The 18,968-nt window shown below is 36.3% G+C and carries 18 protein-coding genes, 1 tRNA gene and 1 rRNA gene; 15 read left to right on the top strand and 5 right to left on the bottom strand.

All coding sequences use genetic code 11. The features are described 5' to 3' along the window. Nucleotides 1-45 precede the first annotated feature (45 nt). The gene (locus tag GNT69_RS00100) at nucleotides 46-1,089 is read right to left on the bottom strand and encodes a lactonase family protein (protein ID WP_203552922.1); all 1,044 of its coding nucleotides are present in this window, start codon (nucleotides 1,087-1,089) and stop codon (nucleotides 46-48) included. A gap of 612 nt (nucleotides 1,090-1,701) precedes the next feature. On the opposite strand from GNT69_RS00100, the gene ltaS reads away from it, so the two are divergent. The 6 genes from ltaS (at nucleotide 1,702) to GNT69_RS00070 (ending at nucleotide 8,453) form a co-directional block, all read left to right on the top strand. Further along, on the top strand, nucleotides 1,702-3,756 hold the full coding sequence (gene ltaS, locus GNT69_RS00095; protein WP_203552921.1) for a lipoteichoic acid synthase: 2,055 nt from the start codon (nucleotides 1,702-1,704) through the stop codon (nucleotides 3,754-3,756). Nucleotides 3,757-4,045: 289 nt separating this feature from the next. After that, on the top strand, nucleotides 4,046-4,996 hold the full coding sequence (locus tag GNT69_RS00090; RefSeq protein WP_203552920.1) for an ABC transporter permease: 951 nt from the start codon (nucleotides 4,046-4,048) through the stop codon (nucleotides 4,994-4,996). Next, a complete protein-coding gene (locus GNT69_RS00085) occupies nucleotides 4,989-5,942 on the top strand; it encodes an iron chelate uptake ABC transporter family permease subunit (protein ID WP_203552919.1) in 954 nt (317 codons plus the stop codon). Before GNT69_RS00090 ends, GNT69_RS00085 begins: the two co-directional genes overlap by 8 nt. Further along, nucleotides 5,936-6,694, top strand: coding sequence for an iron ABC transporter ATP-binding protein (locus GNT69_RS00080; protein WP_203552918.1), 759 nt, complete (start codon nucleotides 5,936-5,938; stop codon nucleotides 6,692-6,694). The genes GNT69_RS00085 and GNT69_RS00080 overlap by 7 nt, the downstream gene beginning before the upstream one ends. Before the next feature lie 422 nt (nucleotides 6,695-7,116). Then, nucleotides 7,117-7,563 (top strand): Dps family protein, encoded by a 447-nt coding sequence (locus GNT69_RS00075; RefSeq protein ID WP_203552917.1) that lies wholly within the window; start codon nucleotides 7,117-7,119, stop codon nucleotides 7,561-7,563. Between the two features lie 290 nt (nucleotides 7,564-7,853). Next, on the top strand, nucleotides 7,854-8,453 hold the full coding sequence (locus GNT69_RS00070) for a cell wall hydrolase (protein WP_203552916.1): 600 nt from the start codon (nucleotides 7,854-7,856) through the stop codon (nucleotides 8,451-8,453). 41 nt (nucleotides 8,454-8,494) lie between these two features. Here GNT69_RS00070 and GNT69_RS00065 read toward each other — a convergent pair whose 3' ends face one another. After that, nucleotides 8,495-9,055 (bottom strand): FAD-dependent oxidoreductase, encoded by a 561-nt coding sequence (locus GNT69_RS00065; RefSeq protein ID WP_203552915.1) that lies wholly within the window; start codon nucleotides 9,053-9,055, stop codon nucleotides 8,495-8,497. A 223-nt stretch (nucleotides 9,056-9,278) separates the two neighbouring features. On the opposite strand from GNT69_RS00065, the gene GNT69_RS00060 reads away from it, so the two are divergent. The 3 genes from GNT69_RS00060 to GNT69_RS00050 all read left to right on the top strand — a co-directional run bounded on the left by GNT69_RS00060 (nucleotide 9,279) and on the right by GNT69_RS00050 (nucleotide 13,075). Beyond that, a complete protein-coding gene (locus tag GNT69_RS00060) occupies nucleotides 9,279-9,971 on the top strand; it encodes a FadR/GntR family transcriptional regulator (protein WP_203552914.1) in 693 nt (230 codons plus the stop codon). A 104-nt stretch (nucleotides 9,972-10,075) separates the two neighbouring features. Further along, nucleotides 10,076-12,247: a malate synthase G gene (locus GNT69_RS00055; RefSeq protein ID WP_203552913.1), complete on the top strand. Its 2,172-nt coding sequence runs from the start codon at nucleotides 10,076-10,078 to the stop codon at nucleotides 12,245-12,247. A gap of 213 nt (nucleotides 12,248-12,460) precedes the next feature. Continuing rightward, on the top strand, nucleotides 12,461-13,075 hold the full coding sequence (locus GNT69_RS00050) for a DedA family protein (protein ID WP_203552912.1): 615 nt from the start codon (nucleotides 12,461-12,463) through the stop codon (nucleotides 13,073-13,075). A 151-nt stretch (nucleotides 13,076-13,226) separates the two neighbouring features. On the opposite strand, the gene GNT69_RS00045 is transcribed toward GNT69_RS00050, so the two are convergent. Next, nucleotides 13,227-14,333 (bottom strand): CAP domain-containing protein, encoded by a 1,107-nt coding sequence (locus tag GNT69_RS00045; RefSeq protein ID WP_203552911.1) that lies wholly within the window; start codon nucleotides 14,331-14,333, stop codon nucleotides 13,227-13,229. Nucleotides 14,334-14,621: 288 nt separating this feature from the next. Between GNT69_RS00045 and GNT69_RS00040 the strand changes: the two genes are divergently transcribed. From GNT69_RS00040 to GNT69_RS00025, 4 genes are all read left to right on the top strand, one after another. Next, the gene (locus GNT69_RS00040; protein ID WP_203552910.1) at nucleotides 14,622-14,822 is read left to right on the top strand and encodes a cold-shock protein; all 201 of its coding nucleotides are present in this window, start codon (nucleotides 14,622-14,624) and stop codon (nucleotides 14,820-14,822) included. A 206-nt stretch (nucleotides 14,823-15,028) separates the two neighbouring features. After that, nucleotides 15,029-15,196, top strand: coding sequence for a hypothetical protein (locus GNT69_RS00035; RefSeq protein WP_203552909.1), 168 nt, complete (start codon nucleotides 15,029-15,031; stop codon nucleotides 15,194-15,196). A 3-nt stretch (nucleotides 15,197-15,199) separates the two neighbouring features. Beyond that, nucleotides 15,200-15,541: a redoxin domain-containing protein gene (locus GNT69_RS00030; protein WP_203553913.1), complete on the top strand. Its 342-nt coding sequence runs from the start codon at nucleotides 15,200-15,202 to the stop codon at nucleotides 15,539-15,541. A 207-nt stretch (nucleotides 15,542-15,748) separates the two neighbouring features. Continuing rightward, a complete protein-coding gene (locus GNT69_RS00025; protein WP_203552908.1) occupies nucleotides 15,749-16,450 on the top strand; it encodes a lysophospholipid acyltransferase family protein in 702 nt (233 codons plus the stop codon). A gap of 60 nt (nucleotides 16,451-16,510) precedes the next feature. Here GNT69_RS00025 and GNT69_RS00020 read toward each other — a convergent pair. Together GNT69_RS00020 and GNT69_RS00015 are read right to left on the bottom strand one after the other, a co-directional pair. Continuing rightward, nucleotides 16,511-16,583: transfer RNA gene (locus GNT69_RS00020), tRNA-Ala, on the bottom strand. Nucleotides 16,584-16,661: 78 nt separating this feature from the next. Beyond that, nucleotides 16,662-17,357: an MgtC/SapB family protein gene (locus tag GNT69_RS00015; RefSeq protein ID WP_203553912.1), complete on the bottom strand. Its 696-nt coding sequence runs from the start codon at nucleotides 17,355-17,357 to the stop codon at nucleotides 16,662-16,664. Between the two features lie 233 nt (nucleotides 17,358-17,590). Between GNT69_RS00015 and GNT69_RS00010 the strand changes: the two genes are divergently transcribed. Continuing rightward, the gene (locus tag GNT69_RS00010; protein WP_203552907.1) at nucleotides 17,591-18,499 is read left to right on the top strand and encodes an EamA family transporter; all 909 of its coding nucleotides are present in this window, start codon (nucleotides 17,591-17,593) and stop codon (nucleotides 18,497-18,499) included. Nucleotides 18,500-18,838: 339 nt separating this feature from the next. Continuing rightward, nucleotides 18,839-18,968: ribosomal RNA gene (locus tag GNT69_RS00005) — 16S ribosomal RNA — on the top strand; the annotation flags it as partial.

Below are 18,968 nucleotides of genomic sequence, written 5' to 3'. Positions count from 1 at the left end.
AGCGCTTGTCGGGGCTGACCAAGGCGCTTGCGCTTTTGTTTCTTATTACAAAAATTTTATGCAAACAGGTTCTGGCACCTCAATATCCTTTTGCAGAAGCGTAAGCTTGCCAGTATCACTATCTCTTGAATATAAAGTAAGGTTATTTGAATTCTGATTTGAAGCAACCAAATACATCTCTGTTGGGTCTAAGGAAAAGTCTCGCGGCCAATTTCCTTCCGTAGAGGTATGTTCGACAAAGGTCAGTTCAAAGTTTTTATCGTTCACTTTGAAAACAGCAATACTGTCATGCCCACGGTTAGCTGCATATACAAACTTTCCATCCCGGGAAATATGAATAGCACTTCCTTGATTGTTTTCTGAAAAGTGGTCAGGAAGAGTGGATATGGTTTGAATATGTTCAAAACTACCTTCCTCCGCATTATAATTGAGAACAATGACTTCCGAGCTAAACTCAGTCATGACATAGACATAAGGTTGATTAGGATGAAAAACGAGATGTCTAGGCCCACTGCCAGGTGTACAAGTAAAACGTTGATGTTCAATGAGGTTATCATTTATTTGTTTATATGTATAAATTTCGTCTGTACCGAGGTCGATAGCAATGATGAATTTTCGATCCGGGGAAAAGCTGGCAAAATGAGCATGTGCTTTTTCTTGTCTAGGATCTGGTCCTGAACCTTCATGATAAACAATCGATGTTGCTGGCTGTACTTTGCCATCATCCATGATAGGATAATATTCAACAGTCCCTTTATGGTAATTAGCTGATAATAACTTATTTTCACTCTCGATACTGACGTGACAAGGCGGAGCCCCTTCTACTAATGTTGAATTAAGAGGGTTCAATTGGCCAGTTTCGGAAATGGAAAATGTGGCAATTCCACCTAAATCCCCGTCTTTAATAACAGAATATAAGTATTGCTTATTTTCACTAATCGTTAAATAGGTTGGATTGCTTAACTCAACTACACAGTTAATGTCTTTAATGACACCAGCATCCTTGTCAAGATGGAAAGAGTAAATTCCTTTACTGGTACTTTTTGTATAGGTACCAACAAATCCAAGGATTTGATTTTCGTAGTTCATGTTATGTTCCTCCTTGTATCATGATTCATCCTTATCTTACACTAAATGAAAGACCGGTACAGCAGTACAGGTCTTTCATTTAGTCATATTTTTGGAGAAAGTAGCATAAAATCATGTTGGGTCATTTGAGTTTGTCCACTCTGTAAAAGTACCGGTACCATTGCATTCATAACAATCATAAGGTGGGATTGTGTATAAAAATTCATTAGCGGAAAAAACATGGTATCCTCTGCCAAAACATTCTGGGCATTTATTTTGATCCTTCATAAGAGAAATGTGACGTTGATATCTGGAGTTTTTCCATTCATTATATGTGTTTAATAGCCCCATTTTATCACCTCATTTTCTCTTTATAATATTTACAATATGTTCCAAATTTATACGGTGTTCTAGTTTGTAAGCCTCAAATTTTCCTCATTTAAAACATTGCGGTTACGCGGTATAATAATATAGGTGAATGGTAGGATTTTAAAAAGAGCATGAAGGGTTATGCTTTACATTTTTTTGAAAGAGGAGTATATTGTTACTTTGTAGCAAGCATTCTCGTTCGTAAATAACCAACACTCACAGATAATAACTTAGTGAATTAAAAAATGAAAAGTAGGTGAAAAGATGAAAAGCTTCATTAGAGAGAAAATAAATTTAAATCATTTCATGGGCTTCTTCTTTTTAGCCGTTTTACTTCTATGGTTGAAAACATATGCTGTCCAAATAACCCAATTTAATCTCGGGGTAGAGAATTCAATTCAATCGTTTTTACTATTTTTAAGCCCTTTAGCTTCCGGGATTATTTTCTTAGGACTAGCTATGTTCAAAAAGGGGAAGAAAAAGTATTCATGGCTTATAGGTTTATATTTTGTCCTTAGTTTCTTATTGTATGCGAATGTATTATACTATCGATTTTTTAATGACTTCATTACATTGCCGACATTTTTTCAAACGCAAAACTTTGGTGATGTAAGCTCTAGTGTGTATACTCTAATGCATTCATATGACATTCTATTCTTTGTCGATTTTCTTATTTTGGCTGTTTTAGCCTCAAAACGAACGAAATTCGTTCAGAAGGATTACAGTAACATTAGTCGGAGAAAGATAGCTGCAGTGATGCTTTTAGGTTTAGGTATTTTTAGTGCCAACCTTGGAATGGCAGAGGCAGATCGTCCGCAACTACTAACTAGGACCTTTGACCGAAACTATATCGTTAAATATTTAGGCATGTATAATTACACCATTTATGATGCTGTACAAAGCACGAAAGCCTCAGCCCAGCGTGTTATGGCGGATAGCAGTGATGTTGTCGAGGTGATTAACTATACACAATCTCAATTTGCTGAGCCTAATCCAGAATACTTCGGCGTAGCTGAAGGGCGTAATGTTATTTATATTCATCTTGAATCCATTCAAAATTTCTTGATTGATTATGAATTGCATGGGGAAGAAGTGATGCCATTCTTAAATTCACTCGTTCGCGATCCCAATTCGCTGTACTTCGATAATTTTTATCATCAAACAGCACAAGGAAAAACAGCTGATGCTGAATTTATGTTAGAAAACTCTTTGTTTGGTTTGCCACAAGGGTCTGCGTTTTCAATGAAAGGGTTAAACACGTACCATTCAGCACCAGCTATTCTTGCTCAAGAGCAAGGATATACTTCAGCTGTGTTTCATGGCAATACAAGGTCATTCTGGAACCGTGACGAAATTTATAAATCTTTTGGATTTGATAAGTTTTTTGACTCGAGCTATTATGATATGAGTCCTGAAAATGTAACGAATTACGGGTTAATGGATAAACCGTTCTTTAAAGAGTCAATTCCTTTGTTACAGGCATTGCCACAGCCGTTTTATTCTAAGTTTATTATGTTAACTCATCATTATCCGTTTACGATGAATCAAGAAGAAGCAACAATTGAACCTCATTATACTGGCAGCAAAACGGTGGATAATTTCTTCCAAACGGCCCGATATTCTGATGAAGCACTAGAACAGTTTTTCAATGATCTTAAAGAATCCGGCTTATATGATAATTCAATTATCATCATGTATGGCGACCATTATGGAATCTCACAAAACCATAACAGAGCGATGGAAACTGTGTTAGGAAGAGAAGTTACTCCTTCTGTTACGGCAGAATTGCAAGAAGTACCACTAATTATTCACACCCCTGGCTTAAAAGGTGGAGTGAATCATACGTACGGTGGTCAAGTTGACTTGTTGCCGACATTGTTACATTTGTTAGGAATTAATGCTGAAAATTTTGTACACCTAGGAACTGATTTGCTTTCGAAAGATCACCGTGAACTTGTTGCATTTAGGAATGGTGATTTTGTCAGTCCAAATGTAACTTTTATAGAGAGTAAGTTCTATGATCCGAATACAGGTGAGTTACTAGAAGAAACGGAAGAATTTATCCAACTGAAGCAAATTGCAAGACAACAATTAGAGCTTTCAGATAAAGTTGTTAATGGTGATTTATTGCGTTTCTACACCCCTGATAACTTTACACCAGTGCAACGTTCGATATACAATTATAATTTTGATGAAAGCTATCTTATAAACGCAGGGATTTCATTAGAAAAAGAAGAAACGATAGAAGAAGATGGAACGAATGCGGATAATACTGAGCCTATAACGGATGATGAAGTCCCTTCAGTGAATGAAGAATAATGAAAGAGAGCTACTCGAAATCGAGTAGCTCTTTTTAATCTAATAGAAAAGGGCAACTACGCCACTGTCTTTCCCCTTAGGAACTTGCAATTCGGCGAGTTTTCTTTTTTCATTTTATAGAAATATAAAAAAAGTTTAACACTGTCACAAAATAGTCATTGCATTAGACAATGAAAATCATTATCATTTAATTATAAGCAATTATCATTCTTGCCTCTTCCCTAGATGGTATTAATGAGAATGATTATCTTTATTTATTGCACTACAAAGAAAGAGTAAGGTTGCGAATATGAAACTCATCTACTTAATTATTGGCTTCATTGTATTATCAATCACTTCATTGTTTATCGGAGTGCAGAATATTTCACCTTTGGATCTTTTTAGCTTAACGGAAGAACAAATGGAAGTTTTGTTTGTGAGCAGATTTCCTCGTCTTATATCAATTATCCTAGCTGGAGTTGGAATGAGTATTTGCGGCTTAATTATGCAGCAATTGACGAGAAATAAATTTGTCTCACCAACTACTGCTGGGACAGAGGATTCAGCAAGATTTGGGATTCTTATTTCAATGATGCTGTTTTCAGGAGCAGGCCAGTTTGTTCGAGTGCTTGTTGCTTTCTTCTTTGCGCTTTTAGGAACTTTTATTTTTATGAAATTGCTTGAAAAAGTGAAATTTAAGGATGCCATCTTTATTCCACTTGTCGGGATGATGTTTGGGAGCATTGTTGGATCGATTACCACCTTTTTTGCCTATAAAGAAAATTTAATTCAAAATATGTCATCATGGCTGCAAGGAAATTTTTCAATGATGATACAAGGGAGATACGAATTGTTATATATTAGTATCCCTCTTATATTTATCGCCTATTTATATGCTAATAAATTTACCATTGCGGGAATGGGGGAAGAGTTCTCTGTCAATCTAGGTTTAAATCATAAACAAATCATGAATATCGGTTTGACCATTGTTGCTTTAGTTACAACTATTGTCGTTCTTACCGTTGGGATGATTCCATTTTTAGGCTTGATTATCCCCAATATCGTTACGATGTACAGGGGAGACCATCTGCAAAAAAGCCTTTCTCATACAGCATTGCTTGGAGCAATCTTCGTACTAGCCTGTGATATTTTAGGCCGGGTAGTTATTTATCCTTATGAAATCCCTATTGGTCTAATGGTTGGGGTCATCGGAAGTGGAATTTTTCTTTACATGATTTTGAGGAGAAAGGCATATGAGTAATAAAAGTAAACTGATAATACTAGTGATCATAACGGTTGTGCTTGCTGCAGCTTTCATATTTATCGATTTAGGAAACAACTGGGACTACACTCTCCCAAGAAGACTGAAAAAAGTATATGCGATTATTTTAACGGGAGCGACGATTGCGTTTTCGACAGTAGTGTTTCAGACAATCACAAATAATAGAATCTTAACTCCAAGTATTATCGGATTAGATTCACTATATTTACTGATTCAGACATTTCTCATTTTTGTATTTGGATCAATGAGTTTCACGATGACGAATCCGAATGTAAATTTTCTGATTTCTGTCGCACTTATGGTTCTCTTTGCAAGTCTATTATATAAATTACTTTTCCGAGGAAATGGTGAGAATAATATATATTTTCTCTTACTAGTCGGGATTATCTTTGGAACGTTCTTTAGAAGCATTAGTGAATTTATGCAAGTGCTAATTGATCCAAATGAGTTTATGCTTGTTCAAGATCGAATGTTTGCAAGTTTTAATAATGTGAAAACAGAGCTTTTATTAATAGCAACAATTGCTGTTATTCTTGTAGCTTTGTACTCAATTCGTTTTATTAAATATTTAGATGTTTTGTCACTCGGTAAGGACCAAGCGGTTAACCTTGGTATTGATTATAATCATGTTGTAAAAAGATTATTGGTCATCATTGCGATTCTTGTTTCGATTTCAACGGCACTTGTCGGTCCGATTACGTTTCTAGGTTTATTAGTTGCAAACGTTGCTTATCAATTTCTAAACACGTATAAACACAGTTTGCTAATCATAGGTTCGATTTTTATATCAATTATTGCTCTAGTAGGCGGTCAGCTGATTGTCGAACGTGTGTTTACATTTGATACAACATTAAGTGTCATCGTCAATTTTGTTGGTGGAGTGTACTTCATATATCTGCTGTTAAAGGAGAGTAAATCATGGTAGACGTTAAAAATGTTTCTAAAGGGTATAACAATAAGAATGTCATTACAGATGTTTCCGTTAAAATAGCCAAAGGGAAAATTACCTCTTTTATCGGACCGAACGGGGCAGGTAAAAGTACACTGCTTTCAATGATAAGTCGATTGATCGCTAAAGATGAAGGGGAAATTTATATTGATGGAATGGACCTTACGCGCTGTAAGAACAATGAGTTAGCTAAGAAAATTTCCATTTTAAAGCAATCAAATCATATTAATGTTCGCCTAACTGTAAAAGAACTTGTTTCGTTTGGAAGATTCCCATACTCACAAGGAAGACTTACGAAAGAGGACCGCAAGTTTATAAATGAAGCGATTCGCTATATGGAATTAGAGGAAATTCAGGATAAGTATTTAGACCAATTAAGTGGCGGGCAAAGACAAAGAGCGTATATTGCGATGGTTATTGCCCAAGATACAGAATATGTATTGTTAGATGAACCATTGAATAATCTTGACATGAAGCATTCCGTGCAAATCATGAAAACGTTAAGAAAATTGACGGATGAACTTGGCAAGACGGTTATGATTGTTATTCACGATATTAACTTTGCTTCTTGTTATTCTGATTATATCGTGGCAATGAAAAATGGCCGTGTGATAAAAGAAGGACCAACAGATGTAATCATTACACCAGAAGTATTAAATGAGGTGTATGATATGAACTTTAAAATTGAAGAGATTGATCGAGAAAAAATCTGCGTTTTTTATTCTTAATCATTAAAGCCGTCTTAATATGGGCGGCTTATTTTAGTATTGCAGAGGGGTGATCATTTCCTTCTTCTCATCAACAAGTATAAAAATCAAGTTTTTCTGATAATAGCAACGTTTTTTGTAACAACTGTTAAGTGGGAACACATATTCAATACAGTGAGAGAGTTAAAAGTGAAAGTTAATTTAATTTAGATATTAATTTATAATCATTATAATATAATATTTATTACTGGTCAATACAAAAAAACTATTGATTTCTCAGTTTATATAAAAAAATAATTGAGAAATATTAAATATTAGTTGAGAGGAGGATAAATTAAATTATTATCTAAATGAAAATGACAGTATTATGAACTTTTGACCATTTTTGCTCAATCTTCACAGGAATAGACTATAATATTAATATAAATATAGGTATTGGAGGAATGAACTTGAAGAACGAACTTACTTTATCCGTAAATAAGCAAATTGCAAACTGGACTGTCCTTTATATTAAATTACATAATTATCATTGGTATGTGACAGGCCCAGAATTCTTTACATTACATACAAAATTTGAAGAGTTATATAATGAAGCAGCCGTTCATATTGATGAGTTGGCTGAACGCTTACTTGCTCTAGGAGATAAGCCAGTTGCTACAATGAAAGATTGTCTCGAGATTTCGTCTGTAGATGAAGCTATTGGAGGCGAATCAGCAACAGACATGGTTGCTTCAGTTGTAACTGATTTTACTATTCTTATTAAAGAATTGAAAAAAGGGATGGACCTTGCTGATACAGTGAATGATGAAACGACAGGAGATCTGCTTTTATCGATTCACTCTAGTCTCGAAAAACATGTTTGGATGTTGAATTCTTTCTTAGGTCGCTAACATACATGATTATAAAACAATGAAAAACTCGCCAATTGGCGAGTTTTTTTAGGGAGTCTGAGATTTTTACAGAAATGTTTCAGATTGTAATAATGCCCCCAGATTTCTGTTTTTATGGAAATATCTTTCAAATAAGAGGGTCTGGGTAAATTTTCCTTGAATGATACAACTATAAGCTAGACAGGCAATCTAGCATTCTATTTCAAAATACCATTTATTGGTCAATGAATCACTATGTAACAACTGTTAGCCTACTAGTAGAGAAAGAGAGAATACTAGGAGGTATAAAAATGACTCATGTAAAAAAATTTGGAGTAGCAATGGCATTAGTTGCTTCACTCACACTAACCGCGTTCGTTCCTAAAGGAGAGGCAGCAGGCCAGCATACTGTTGCTTCAGGTGAATCATTATGGAAAATTGCCAACAAATATGGAGTAAGCGTCAACGATTTGAGCGCTGTAAATAATCAACGTTCAACATTAATCTATCCAGGACAAAAACTAGTTATTCCAAGTTCTGGTCTTTCGGAAACAGATAAAGACCTAATGGCTAGACTTGTACATGCAGAAGCGAAGGGAGAATCATATGCTGGAAAAGTTGCAGTTGCGACTGTAATCTTAAATCGAGTGGATAGTTCTAAGTTTCCTAACACTGTAAAAGGTGTAATCTATGAAAATGTTCAGGGGCATTATGCGTTTACCCCAGTTCAAAACGGGGAAATTAATAAGCCTGCAGATGCAGAGGCGAAAAGAGCAGTTAATGAGGCGCTTGCTTTTCGTGGACAAGGGAATGGATCTTTGTACTTTTATAATCCGAAAACGGCAACGAGTGATTGGGTCTTTACAAGACAAACAACGATTACGATTGGAAACCACCGGTTTGCAAAATAACAAAAGCGAGCGCAAGACAAACCTTGCGCTCGCTTTTGTTTTTATTTTAGAATGTCATGATCAACGTAACGCTCACCATTTATTTCGCTAATTAAGTTAATCGCTACTTTTGCACCATCACCAGCAGTAATGATCGTATGTACACTTACACCTGCGCAAGTTCCGGCTGCCCATACTCCATCGACATTGGTTTTTCCGCTCGCATCGACATCAAGTACGGTCTTAATGCGTGGTTCTGTCCCTTCTTTTGTAGCCACCCCGATTGTTTCAGCAAGTGCAACAGAAACCCCAGTCGCAATAATTACATATTTCGCTTCAAATTCTTGACCATTTGCTTCAAGAAGAAAACCATCATCTTTTTTAGTTAGATTCGTCACATCATTTTGAACAAGTTCAGCCCCAAACTTAACTGCTTGTTTTTGGCCAAGTTCGACTAGGTCTGGTCCAGATATCTCTGAAACACCATAGTGATTTTCCATCCATGCTCTTTTTGTCATGCTTTTATCATTATCAATTAATAATGTTTTCTTTCCAGCTTTAGCAGTGAACAATGCCGCACTTGCACCAGCTGGACCAGCGCCAATAATTGCAATATCAAACATAAGAAACCCCTCCTGAAAAAATACTTCAACACTCTTATCTTAGCAAATTGAAAATTTAAATCCTAGTTTTATGCTTTTATAAAGTGAAGGCGTATATATATCTGAAAATACAGATTAATTTGTTTATTATGAAAAAAAGTTGAAATTGGAAATTGTAAGTGGTTTAATATAATTAATGTATTACTTATCAGATATGTGACATCTGAAAGGTGGTGAATGGTTTATGGATGTAGAAAAGATTCACAATCAAAAAGTTTCTGATCGCGTCGTAGAAGAAATCGAAAAAATGATTGAATCAGGACGGTTTAGCATTGGAGAAAAGCTTCCCTCCGTAAGAGAACTTTGTGAGTTATTTGGTGTGGGACGATCGGCGGTTCGAGATGCGATAACGATATTAAAAGGGAAGGGTACAGTCGAGGTGAAGCATGGCGAAGGTACATTTATACGTGGATTCGACTCGTCAAGCTTATTTAAAGATCAAGTACTGCTCCCTAGTTTAAAAGATATTCATGAGCTTTTCCAAGTAAGGAAAATGCTCGAAACTGGAATGGCCGAAATGGCTGCTCTTAACCGCTCGGAAGCGATGGTTGTCGAATTAGGAAAAATTCTTTCATTAGAGAAAGAAACCGGCTGGGGTTCAGATTATAGCTTTCATATGACGATTGCTAAAGCTTCAGGGAATGAGATTTTAATTCGCTTAGTCGAGTTTATCTCTTCTGCTATGAAAAAAGTGATGCTTGAATTTTATAATGAAATTGAAAAAGATAAGGAAATCATCATAAATATTGAGGCGCAGCATGATCGTATCTTTCAAGCGATTCAATCACAAAACCCGAAGCTAGCTCGTGACGCAATGATGAACCATTTAATTTATGTGGAAAGCCTATTGCAAAAGATCGTATTAGAAAACGCCTAATTTGAATCAGGCATTGCAAAACAGTCACCTAGTTTATAGATGAATGTGAATATATTTAATTTAATATATTAACTAAATACAAAATGGAATTGGAGGAATTAGAAATGACAGAGTATGTGAAATCGGGGAATCTTCAAGTAGCAAAGGAGCTTTATGATTTTATTAATCTAGAGGTTATCCCAGGCAGTCAAGTCGATACGGAAGCTTTTTGGCTTGGCTTTGGTCAGATTGTAAAAGATTTAGCTCCAAGGAATAAACAATTGCTTGCTATTCGTGATGAGATTCAGAAAAAAATCGATACATGGCATCAACAAAATTATGATAATTTCAACTTCGAAACCTATAAAACTTTTTTATCTGAAATCGGTTATCTTGAACCTGACGTGGAAGATTATGAAGTGGAAACAGAGAATGTCGATGATGAAATTTCTCTTCAAGCTGGACCACAACTTGTTGTACCTGGTGACAATGCCCGCTATGCGCTCAATGCAGCGAATGCACGGTGGGGGAGTCTTTACGATGCATTGTACGGAACAGATGCTATTAGTGAAGAAAATGGCGCTGAACGCGGACGAAATTATAATCCTGTTCGTGGTGAAAAAGTCATTCAATTCGCCCGTGAATTTTTGGATGAAACTGTACCATTAAAAGGGGCTTCTCATAAAAATGCCGTTCACTACTCAATCGTTAATGGTGAGTTGCTGGTTTCTTTAAATAATGGAACAAAGACAGGTCTGGCTGACAATAGTAAGCTGGTCGGTTACCAAGGGGAGGCTGAGGAACCTAAATCGATTCTAATGAAGAATAATGATCTCCACTTTGAAATTCAAATTGACCGCACTCACTCCATTGGGGCAACAGATAAAGCGGGAGTAAAGGATCTTCTTCTTGAAGCGGCTTTAACGACGATCATTGACTGTGAGGACTCAGTTGCAGCAGTTGATGCGCAAGATAAGACTTTGATTTATCGTAATTGGCTTGGTTTGATGAAAGGTGACCTTACAACGTCTTTTCAAAAAGACGGAAGAGTGATGACTCGTTCATTAAATTCCGATCGGACATATACATCTATTACTGGCGAAGAGCTTAAACTCCGTGGTCGTTCGATGCTGTTCATTCGTAATGTAGGTCATTTAATGACAAGTAATGTTATTTTAGATGAAGATGGACAAGAAGTTCCTGAAGGAATTATTGATGGTGTTGTAACGAGTTTAATAGGGAAGCACACAATATTGGGGAGTGGGAACTTCAAAAATTCGCAAAAAGAATCGATTTATATCGTAAAACCGAAAATGCATGGTTCGGCTGAAGTTGCGTTTGCCAATGAGCTTTTTGATCGAATTGAGGATTTAATTGGGGTTGAACGAAATACGCTAAAAATTGGTGTAATGGATGAAGAGCGTCGTACCTCACTTAACTTAAAAAATTGTATCTATGAGGTTAAAGAACGAATCGTCTTTATTAACACGGGATTTCTCGATCGTACTGGCGATGAGATGCATACATCGATGGAAGTTGGCCCGATGATTCGGAAAAATGAGATGAAGTCATCCACATGGCTGCAAGGCTATGAAAAATCGAATGTTTATACTGGTTTAGCTGTCGGTCTTCGGGGACGGGCGCAAATTGGGAAGGGGATGTGGGCAATGCCAGATTTGATGGCAGATATGATACAACAAAAAGTTGCCCATCCAAAAGCAGGTGCAAATACAGCTTGGGTCCCTTCACCAACTGCAGCAACTCTTCATGCGTTACATTATCACCAAGTTGAGGTTAGGCGAGTTCAGGAAGAGCTAATAACAGAGATGAAGGATTTACGTGATGCTATTCTTGAGATACCATTTGCGGCGAATGTGAATTGGAGCCCAGAAGAAATTCAGGAGGAACTCGATAATAATGCCCAAGGAATTCTAGGTTATGTTGTTCGTTGGGTTGAGCAGGGAATAGGATGCTCGAAAGTTCCTGATATTAATAATATTGGTTTAATGGAAGACCGCGCCACCTTAAGAATATCCAGTCAACATATGACAAACTGGTTGCGTCATGGCATATGTACAAAGGACCAAGTGATGGAAACATTGAAGCGAATGGCCAAAGTGGTCGATGAACAAAATGCTGGCGATGTAAATTACCGGCCAATGGCGCCGAATTATGATGATTCTGTTGCTTTCCAAGCGGCTTGTGAGCTAGTTTTTGAAGGGCTTGAACAACCAAATGGTTATACTGAGCCGATCCTTCATCGCCGTCGTCAGGAAGCAAAAGCTAAATTTGCCTAATAACGAATGAAATATAACCATTGATCTACAAGGGTTCATTATTGAATCACTTGTAGATCTTTTTCGTTCTTTTCCTTTTAAAAAGGTCTATCAAAATCATCTTTGAGCATATGATGTTTTGTGGACAAGTTTTACGATCCGCAATAACTGGTAGTAAGACGTCTACTTAATACTAAATGTAGCAGGTCAAAAGGAAATTCATGGAGGAGAAGAATGGAAGAATGGATTTTTTCAATTATGGAGGAGTTTGGCTATATCGGGATACTGGTTGTTATTGCATTGGAAAATCTATTTCCCCCAATACCATCAGAACTAGTCCTTCCTTTTAGCGGCTTTATGACGACAAGAACGGGCTTAACAGTCCCGGGCGTTATCGTCGCTTCGACTTTAGGATCAGTACTTGGAGCGATTATTTTATATTGGATTGGTAGGATGATAAATGTTCAACAATTAGAAAGGTTTGTAGAGCGCCGCGGCCGATTGTTAAAAGTTTCGAAACGAGATATTCGTACAGCTGAAGGGTGGTTTATTCGCTTTGGTCCATGGACAGTGTTTTTTTGCCGTTTAATTCCAGTTGTCCGCAGTCTAATTTCGATTCCAGCAGGGATGGCAAAAATGAATATCGTTACGTTTATCCTTTTTTCAACTTTCGGTACGTTAATTTGGAATACGATTTTAGTTAGCTTAGGGGCATATTTAGGGGAGTCGTGGAAAGAAATCATGACGTATGCTGAGCTTTATAAAACATTTTTTTATTTCCTATTTTTATTTCTTGGGATCTTTATCTTTGTTAAAATGATACGAAATAGAAATCATCCTAAAAATTGACAAGTCTATTAACTCATTTTATCCTCTCTTGTGAGGACAGGTTGGTTAGGTGTGAAACTCACGTGGTCACTTTTTCTTATTTGGCAGCTAAAAACCTCATAGGTTTCATAAGATCCTATTCAGGAAAGGAACTAGACTACCCTTTCCCGAATTAGGGTCTTTTGCTGTAAAAATTTTGCGTATAATAAGGATGGGAGTCTAAATTAAAGGCGACACCAATACCTACGAGACGAAAATCTGCTCTTAAAATGTTTTCGCGGTGGCCGATTGAATTCATTAAACCTTCGTGAGCAAATATGCTGCTTGTTTGTCCGTAAGCTAGGTTTTCTCCTGCAACAGAAAAAGGAATATTCTCTGCCTCCATACGATCAAAAGGAGACTTCCCATTTAAATTTGTATGACTAAAGAAACCGTTATCCGCCATATCTTTGCTATGACGGCGTGCTGCATTTTTTGCATGATTATCCCATTGTAAGATAGGAACGTTATGTTTCATTCTTGTTGCATTGGTCAGGTCGAATAGTTGATGTTCAAACCCTTCTCTTAATTCATCACTCTCTCTTGTGTAGAAGTTGCTCCGTTGCTGTTCAAGTTTATTACTGATAATTTGGATTGCAGTAACAGTATCGTTTTGATGAAAATCATAAAAAATCCAAACGTGAGCCCCGTCAATGTGAAATAAATCGTAACCACGATCATGTGGAAGTTGATAAAAGGTCAAACCTTTTTGAATCCTCTCAATAGGTGAACCGAGTTGTTCAAGGACGAATCCGCGGGGGGATCCAAGTTCGATTCCGCCTGTTGAGCTAATTAAATCATGATTTGTGTAAATGGCAGCAACTTTATCTTCGTCGTCATATGCCAGCATCAAAAAGTTTTGGAAGTGATCGTGATAAGTATGCCAAAAAACACCATATTCATTAATGGATGAACGTTCGGGAGGTCCAATCCATTGCTCAAGTTTATTTCTATCGTCTCCAAGCTCAATGTTTGAAACAGAAAAGTATTGATTATTCGGGCCCTTTTTTCGTTCAGGTTCTTTCGCTTTTTCTGTATTTTTATCGGAGATGTCGTTTATACGTGTTTTGATTTGATTCCATTCTTCTCTAAGTGTAGAAAGGTGGTCCTTCTCCGTCTCTCTATTTATCTCAACCGGAATTGATTTAATTATCTCTTTTCCTATCCTTATATTCTCATCAATAAGTGGCCAATAAAGATACACAAATAGCCCTAAAATAATTAAAAGGATTAATCTCATGTAGGCACCTCACTTTCTTAACGGAAAATAGTGTTCTTTCTCACTATCGACACAACAGCTTCTTTTTAAAAAGATTCACGTTATAAAACGATTCAATTAATGATTTAAAATTGTTTTAAATTATGTTCGTTGGTAATCGCTTGCTAATTCTTTCAATATCTGTTACTATATAAAAGAATTATTTTTGTTCGGTATATTAGGAAGAACAAGTTATACTTTTCGCCTGGATACACAATGAGCAAGAATAGTACTAATATTGTGTGGATTGCACACTAGGAGGCAACAAAAATGGAAAACGGTAAAGTAAAATGGTTTAATGCAGAAAAAGGTTTCGGATTCATCGAGCGCGAAGGTGGAGATGATGTATTCGTACATTTCTCAGCTATCCAAGGCGACGGCTTCAAATCACTTGAAGAAGGTCAAGATGTAACTTTTGACGTTGAGCAAGGTGCTCGTGGACCACAAGCAGCTAACGTTCGTAAAAACTAAATTACAATTTCAAACAGACCCTAAAAGGGTCTGTTTTTATTTTATCGCAGATTAACTGGCAGTAAAACCCCACTGCTGGAAGTTTCGCTTTATCACATAAAGAAGGTATATAATTTTGAATAGCTACAATGTGAAACTTGACGCGAATATATAGGAGTAATAAACTAAAGAACAGACAAAAGTAAAAATATGAAAAAGGAGTACATATGAAGGGAAAAGTGATTATTCCAATTTTATTATTCGTTTTATTGCTAGCTGCATGTGGACAAGGGAAGTTGGATGAACCTATAGCATTAGTGAATCAGCACAATGAAGAGGTGGTTTTCCCGACTGGTGAACCTGCAGTATTCTTTTTTATCACTTCATACACCTGAGGTATTTGTCAGCAGCAACTCGTTGGGTTGCATGAAAATCTTGATAAATTAAATGGAGTGAATGCAGACATTTATATTATTAGCAATGATCAACCGGAAAACCAGCTTGAACTCTATACTCAGCTTGAAAGCTATTATGGCAAAAGTTTACCGTTTATTTCGGATGAGAATCTCGAATTAGTCAGTCATATGAAAATGAAAAATGGTGATACCGCTTATAGAGGGTATGCAATTATTGATGGAGAAGGAACGTTAGTATTAAATACAATTACTGATTTCTGGGGAGAGCAAGCGGACAAGTCAATCGCGGAAATTAAAGATGGGTTAGAGAAATTAAATAAGTAAGACTTACAAAACCTTGCTGAAAAACAAGGTTTTTTGTTTTTTGTAAAACCCTACTTTAAGAAGCGGTGACTCCTATAAAAAAAGGATGTTTAAAGAAGAAAATAAAATAACTTGATCTCCATCAATTAATAATGAAAATCATTACCGTATAATACGACTGAAAGGTTTTTTAAATAAAAATGTAATATTAATAGAAAAGAGGTAAATATGCGCACTCTAGTATTTCAAGGATATATGTGGGGATATATTTTAAGTAAAGCAAATAAAACCTTTACCATAAATAGATTAAATAAAGCAGGTAAGAACAAAGAGAAGGTGGAACTAATTGATCGTTTTATTTTAAAATGCACAAAAAAGTTAGTGAAAATTTCAGGTGCCGATGTAACCGTAACAGGAACAGAGAATGTTCCTTCAGATGAACCTGTATTATATGTTAGCAACCATCAAGGGAATATGGATATTCCACTATTATATTCAACAGCTCCTCAAACGATGGCGTTTGTCGCTAAGAAGGAAATGGAGAAGATTCCTTTATTGGGTTATTGGATGAAAGAGCGGGGCTGCGTGTTTATCGACAGGGATAATGCTCGTAGTTCCTTAAAAGCTATAAATGAGGCCATCCAAAATTTAAAGTTAGGTTATTCTATGGCTGTTTTCCCAGAAGGAACTAGAAGTAAAAGTTCTCAAGTTGGAGATTTTAAAGCAGGTAGTTTAAGAATTGCTATTAAATCGGGAGTTAAGGTCATTCCTGTTTCCATCAAGGATTCTTACAAATTGATCGAGAAAAAAGGGAAAAATACACCTGCTAAAGTTTTTGTACATTATTCTGAAGCTATCGATTCAAAAAACTTTAAAGATACGAACGAACTAGCCACAGAAGTACTAACACAAATTAAAAAACATTTGTAATAAAACAATAGTTTCAATAAAAAAACGTGATCCTAAGAGGAATCACGTTTTTTTATTGAATGGAGAATACCGGGTTCGAACCGGTGACCTCTTGCATGCCATGCAAGCGCTCTCCCAGCTGAGCTAATCCCCCATATTAATAAGTGCTACAAGAAGATTATACACACATCTGATTTGGCTTGCAAGTGATTTTTAAATTTGATATGAATAATTATAACTCTTCAATCTTTACACGCTCGATTTCCGTCATTGAAGAAACGGTTTCATAAATATCTGTTGTTTGCTTACGATGATTGACAGTTATGATTAGCTGAACGAGTTGATGTCCTTCTTCATTATCCTTTATGCGAAGCTTTTTAATAGACATCTTCTCCCTTTTTATTTCAATAAGTACATCTGCAATTCTTTTTTTGTTTTTCACTTGAAATTCAAGTGTTAATTCTTTTTCTCTTAACTGCCTCGGGCCTATCAGTGACATGAGAAAGGGCATAAACTCTACGCTTAAAATTAACAGTGCAACACCGGCCATTGCTTCGAAATAAAATCCAGCCCCTACAGCTATGCCGATACCAGCGGCACCCCAAATCATCGCGGCGGTTGTTAAACCGGAAATGGTGTCATTTCCTCTCCTTAATATGACTCCTGCACCTAGAAAACCGATACCAGAGACGATTTGAGCGGCAAGACGGAGAGGATCCATCGTAATGTTGACATCATCAACACCAGGGAATTTATAGGCTGACTCTATGGAAACAATGGTGAGGAGGCAACTAACGATACTAATGACCAAGCTTGTTTTTAATCCTACAGGTTTACGCTTTATTTCTCGTTCGAGACCGATAATTAGACCTAAAAACGCTGAAATACCTAGCCGAATCAAGGTTTCCGTTTCGAGAAAAGTTGTCATCATTTTTTTCTTCCCTCCTCTATTAATAAATAAGTATTCATTATCATTAGAAATTATCATAAAAAAAGATAAAGACTTGTCCAAGAGATAATTTTACTACTATTACTATATCGTATTCATAACGCCCCGGGTGATTGGTGACGTAGTGAATAATATTATTATTGATTCCTTATTAAAATCGGTTAAACTTCCTTATATACTTAGATGTTTATTCGTGGAGAGGCGGAAAAAGTGTGGGAAAAATAAAATTGAATCCTTATGTAGTATTGGCAATTGCAGTAACGTCTATTTCTACATCGGCTATTCTAGTTAAATTATCAACGGCACCATCTGGGGTGATTGCGTTTTATCGCCTCTTTTTTACTGTTCTGCTCATGTTACCAATTTTTATATTGAAATATGTTTCTGAATTAAAACGGATTACACTGGTAGATTGGGGTCTATCCTCAGTAGCTGGAATTTTTTTAGCTTTTCATTTTATTCTTTGGTTTGAATCGTTAAACTACACAACCGTTGCTAGTTCAACAGTCCTTGTTACATTGCAACCGATTTTTGCGTTTGTAGGAACTTATCTCTTTTTTAATGAAAAGTTTTCAGTTAAAGCGATATCCGCAGGTGTGATTGCAATAATAGGTAGCGTTATTATTAGTTGGGGTGATTTAAAGGTTAGTGGGTCAGCTTTTTTTGGTGATATGCTTGCGCTAGCAGCCTGTGCTCTAATTACATTTTACCTTATGTTTGGTCAATCTGTAAGGAAAAGAGTATCGATGATTACTTATACATTCGTAGTTTATATCATTAGCTCGATTACGCTGTTTTTCTATGTGCTATTTACAGGAGAGGGTTTTTTAGGTTATCCATCAATCGATTGGGTTTATTTTATTCTCTTAGCTATTTTTCCAACGCTGCTAGGTCATTCAATCCTTAATTGGGTGGTGAAATGGCTGAGTACCTCAACTATTTCAATCGCTATTTTATTTGAACCTGTTGGTGCTACTGTGTTAGCTTATTTTATTCTTAGTGAAAAAGTTATTTGGTCGCAAATTATCGGGGGATTGATTGTTATCTTTGGAATTGGTTTGTATCTATATGACGGACAGAAATCGCCTTTAAAATACGTAAAATTCAAGGGGAGAATATAAGGGGGAAAACGGGAAAGAAAAGTTCTAGATGCTTTATGTATTTTGGAAAGGTTTTTTTAAAAAATATATTGCAATGACTAATATGGTATGATATATTAATACCTGTCGCCGATGAACGAACCTAATATTCCTTTTGTTACAAAATAGAAAAACAAAAAAGGTATTGACGGGTGCGTAACGGTGTGATATATTAATAAAGTCGCTTCAGAGCGGCAAGTTAATTTATTGCTCTTTGAAAACTAAACAAACAAGCGTCAACAAACAATATTTATCATGTTTCTTCTATATAACATAGAGAACATGAGCCAACGTTTTATTTTATGAGCTAAAGCTTACTCTTATTTGGAGAGTTTGATCCTGGCTCAGGACGAACGCTGGCGGCGTGCCTAATACATGCAAGTCGAGCGAATCTTTAAAAGCTTGCTTTTAAAGATTAGCGGCGGACGGGTGAGTAACACGTGGGCAACCT

Source organism: Bacillus sp. B15-48 (genome assembly GCF_016879755.1).
In the GTDB taxonomy this organism is placed as follows: domain Bacteria; phylum Bacillota; class Bacilli; order Bacillales; family Cytobacillaceae; genus Mesobacillus_B.
The sequence above is the reverse complement of the archived record's forward strand: the minus strand, read 5'-3'. Positions and strand labels throughout refer to the sequence as shown.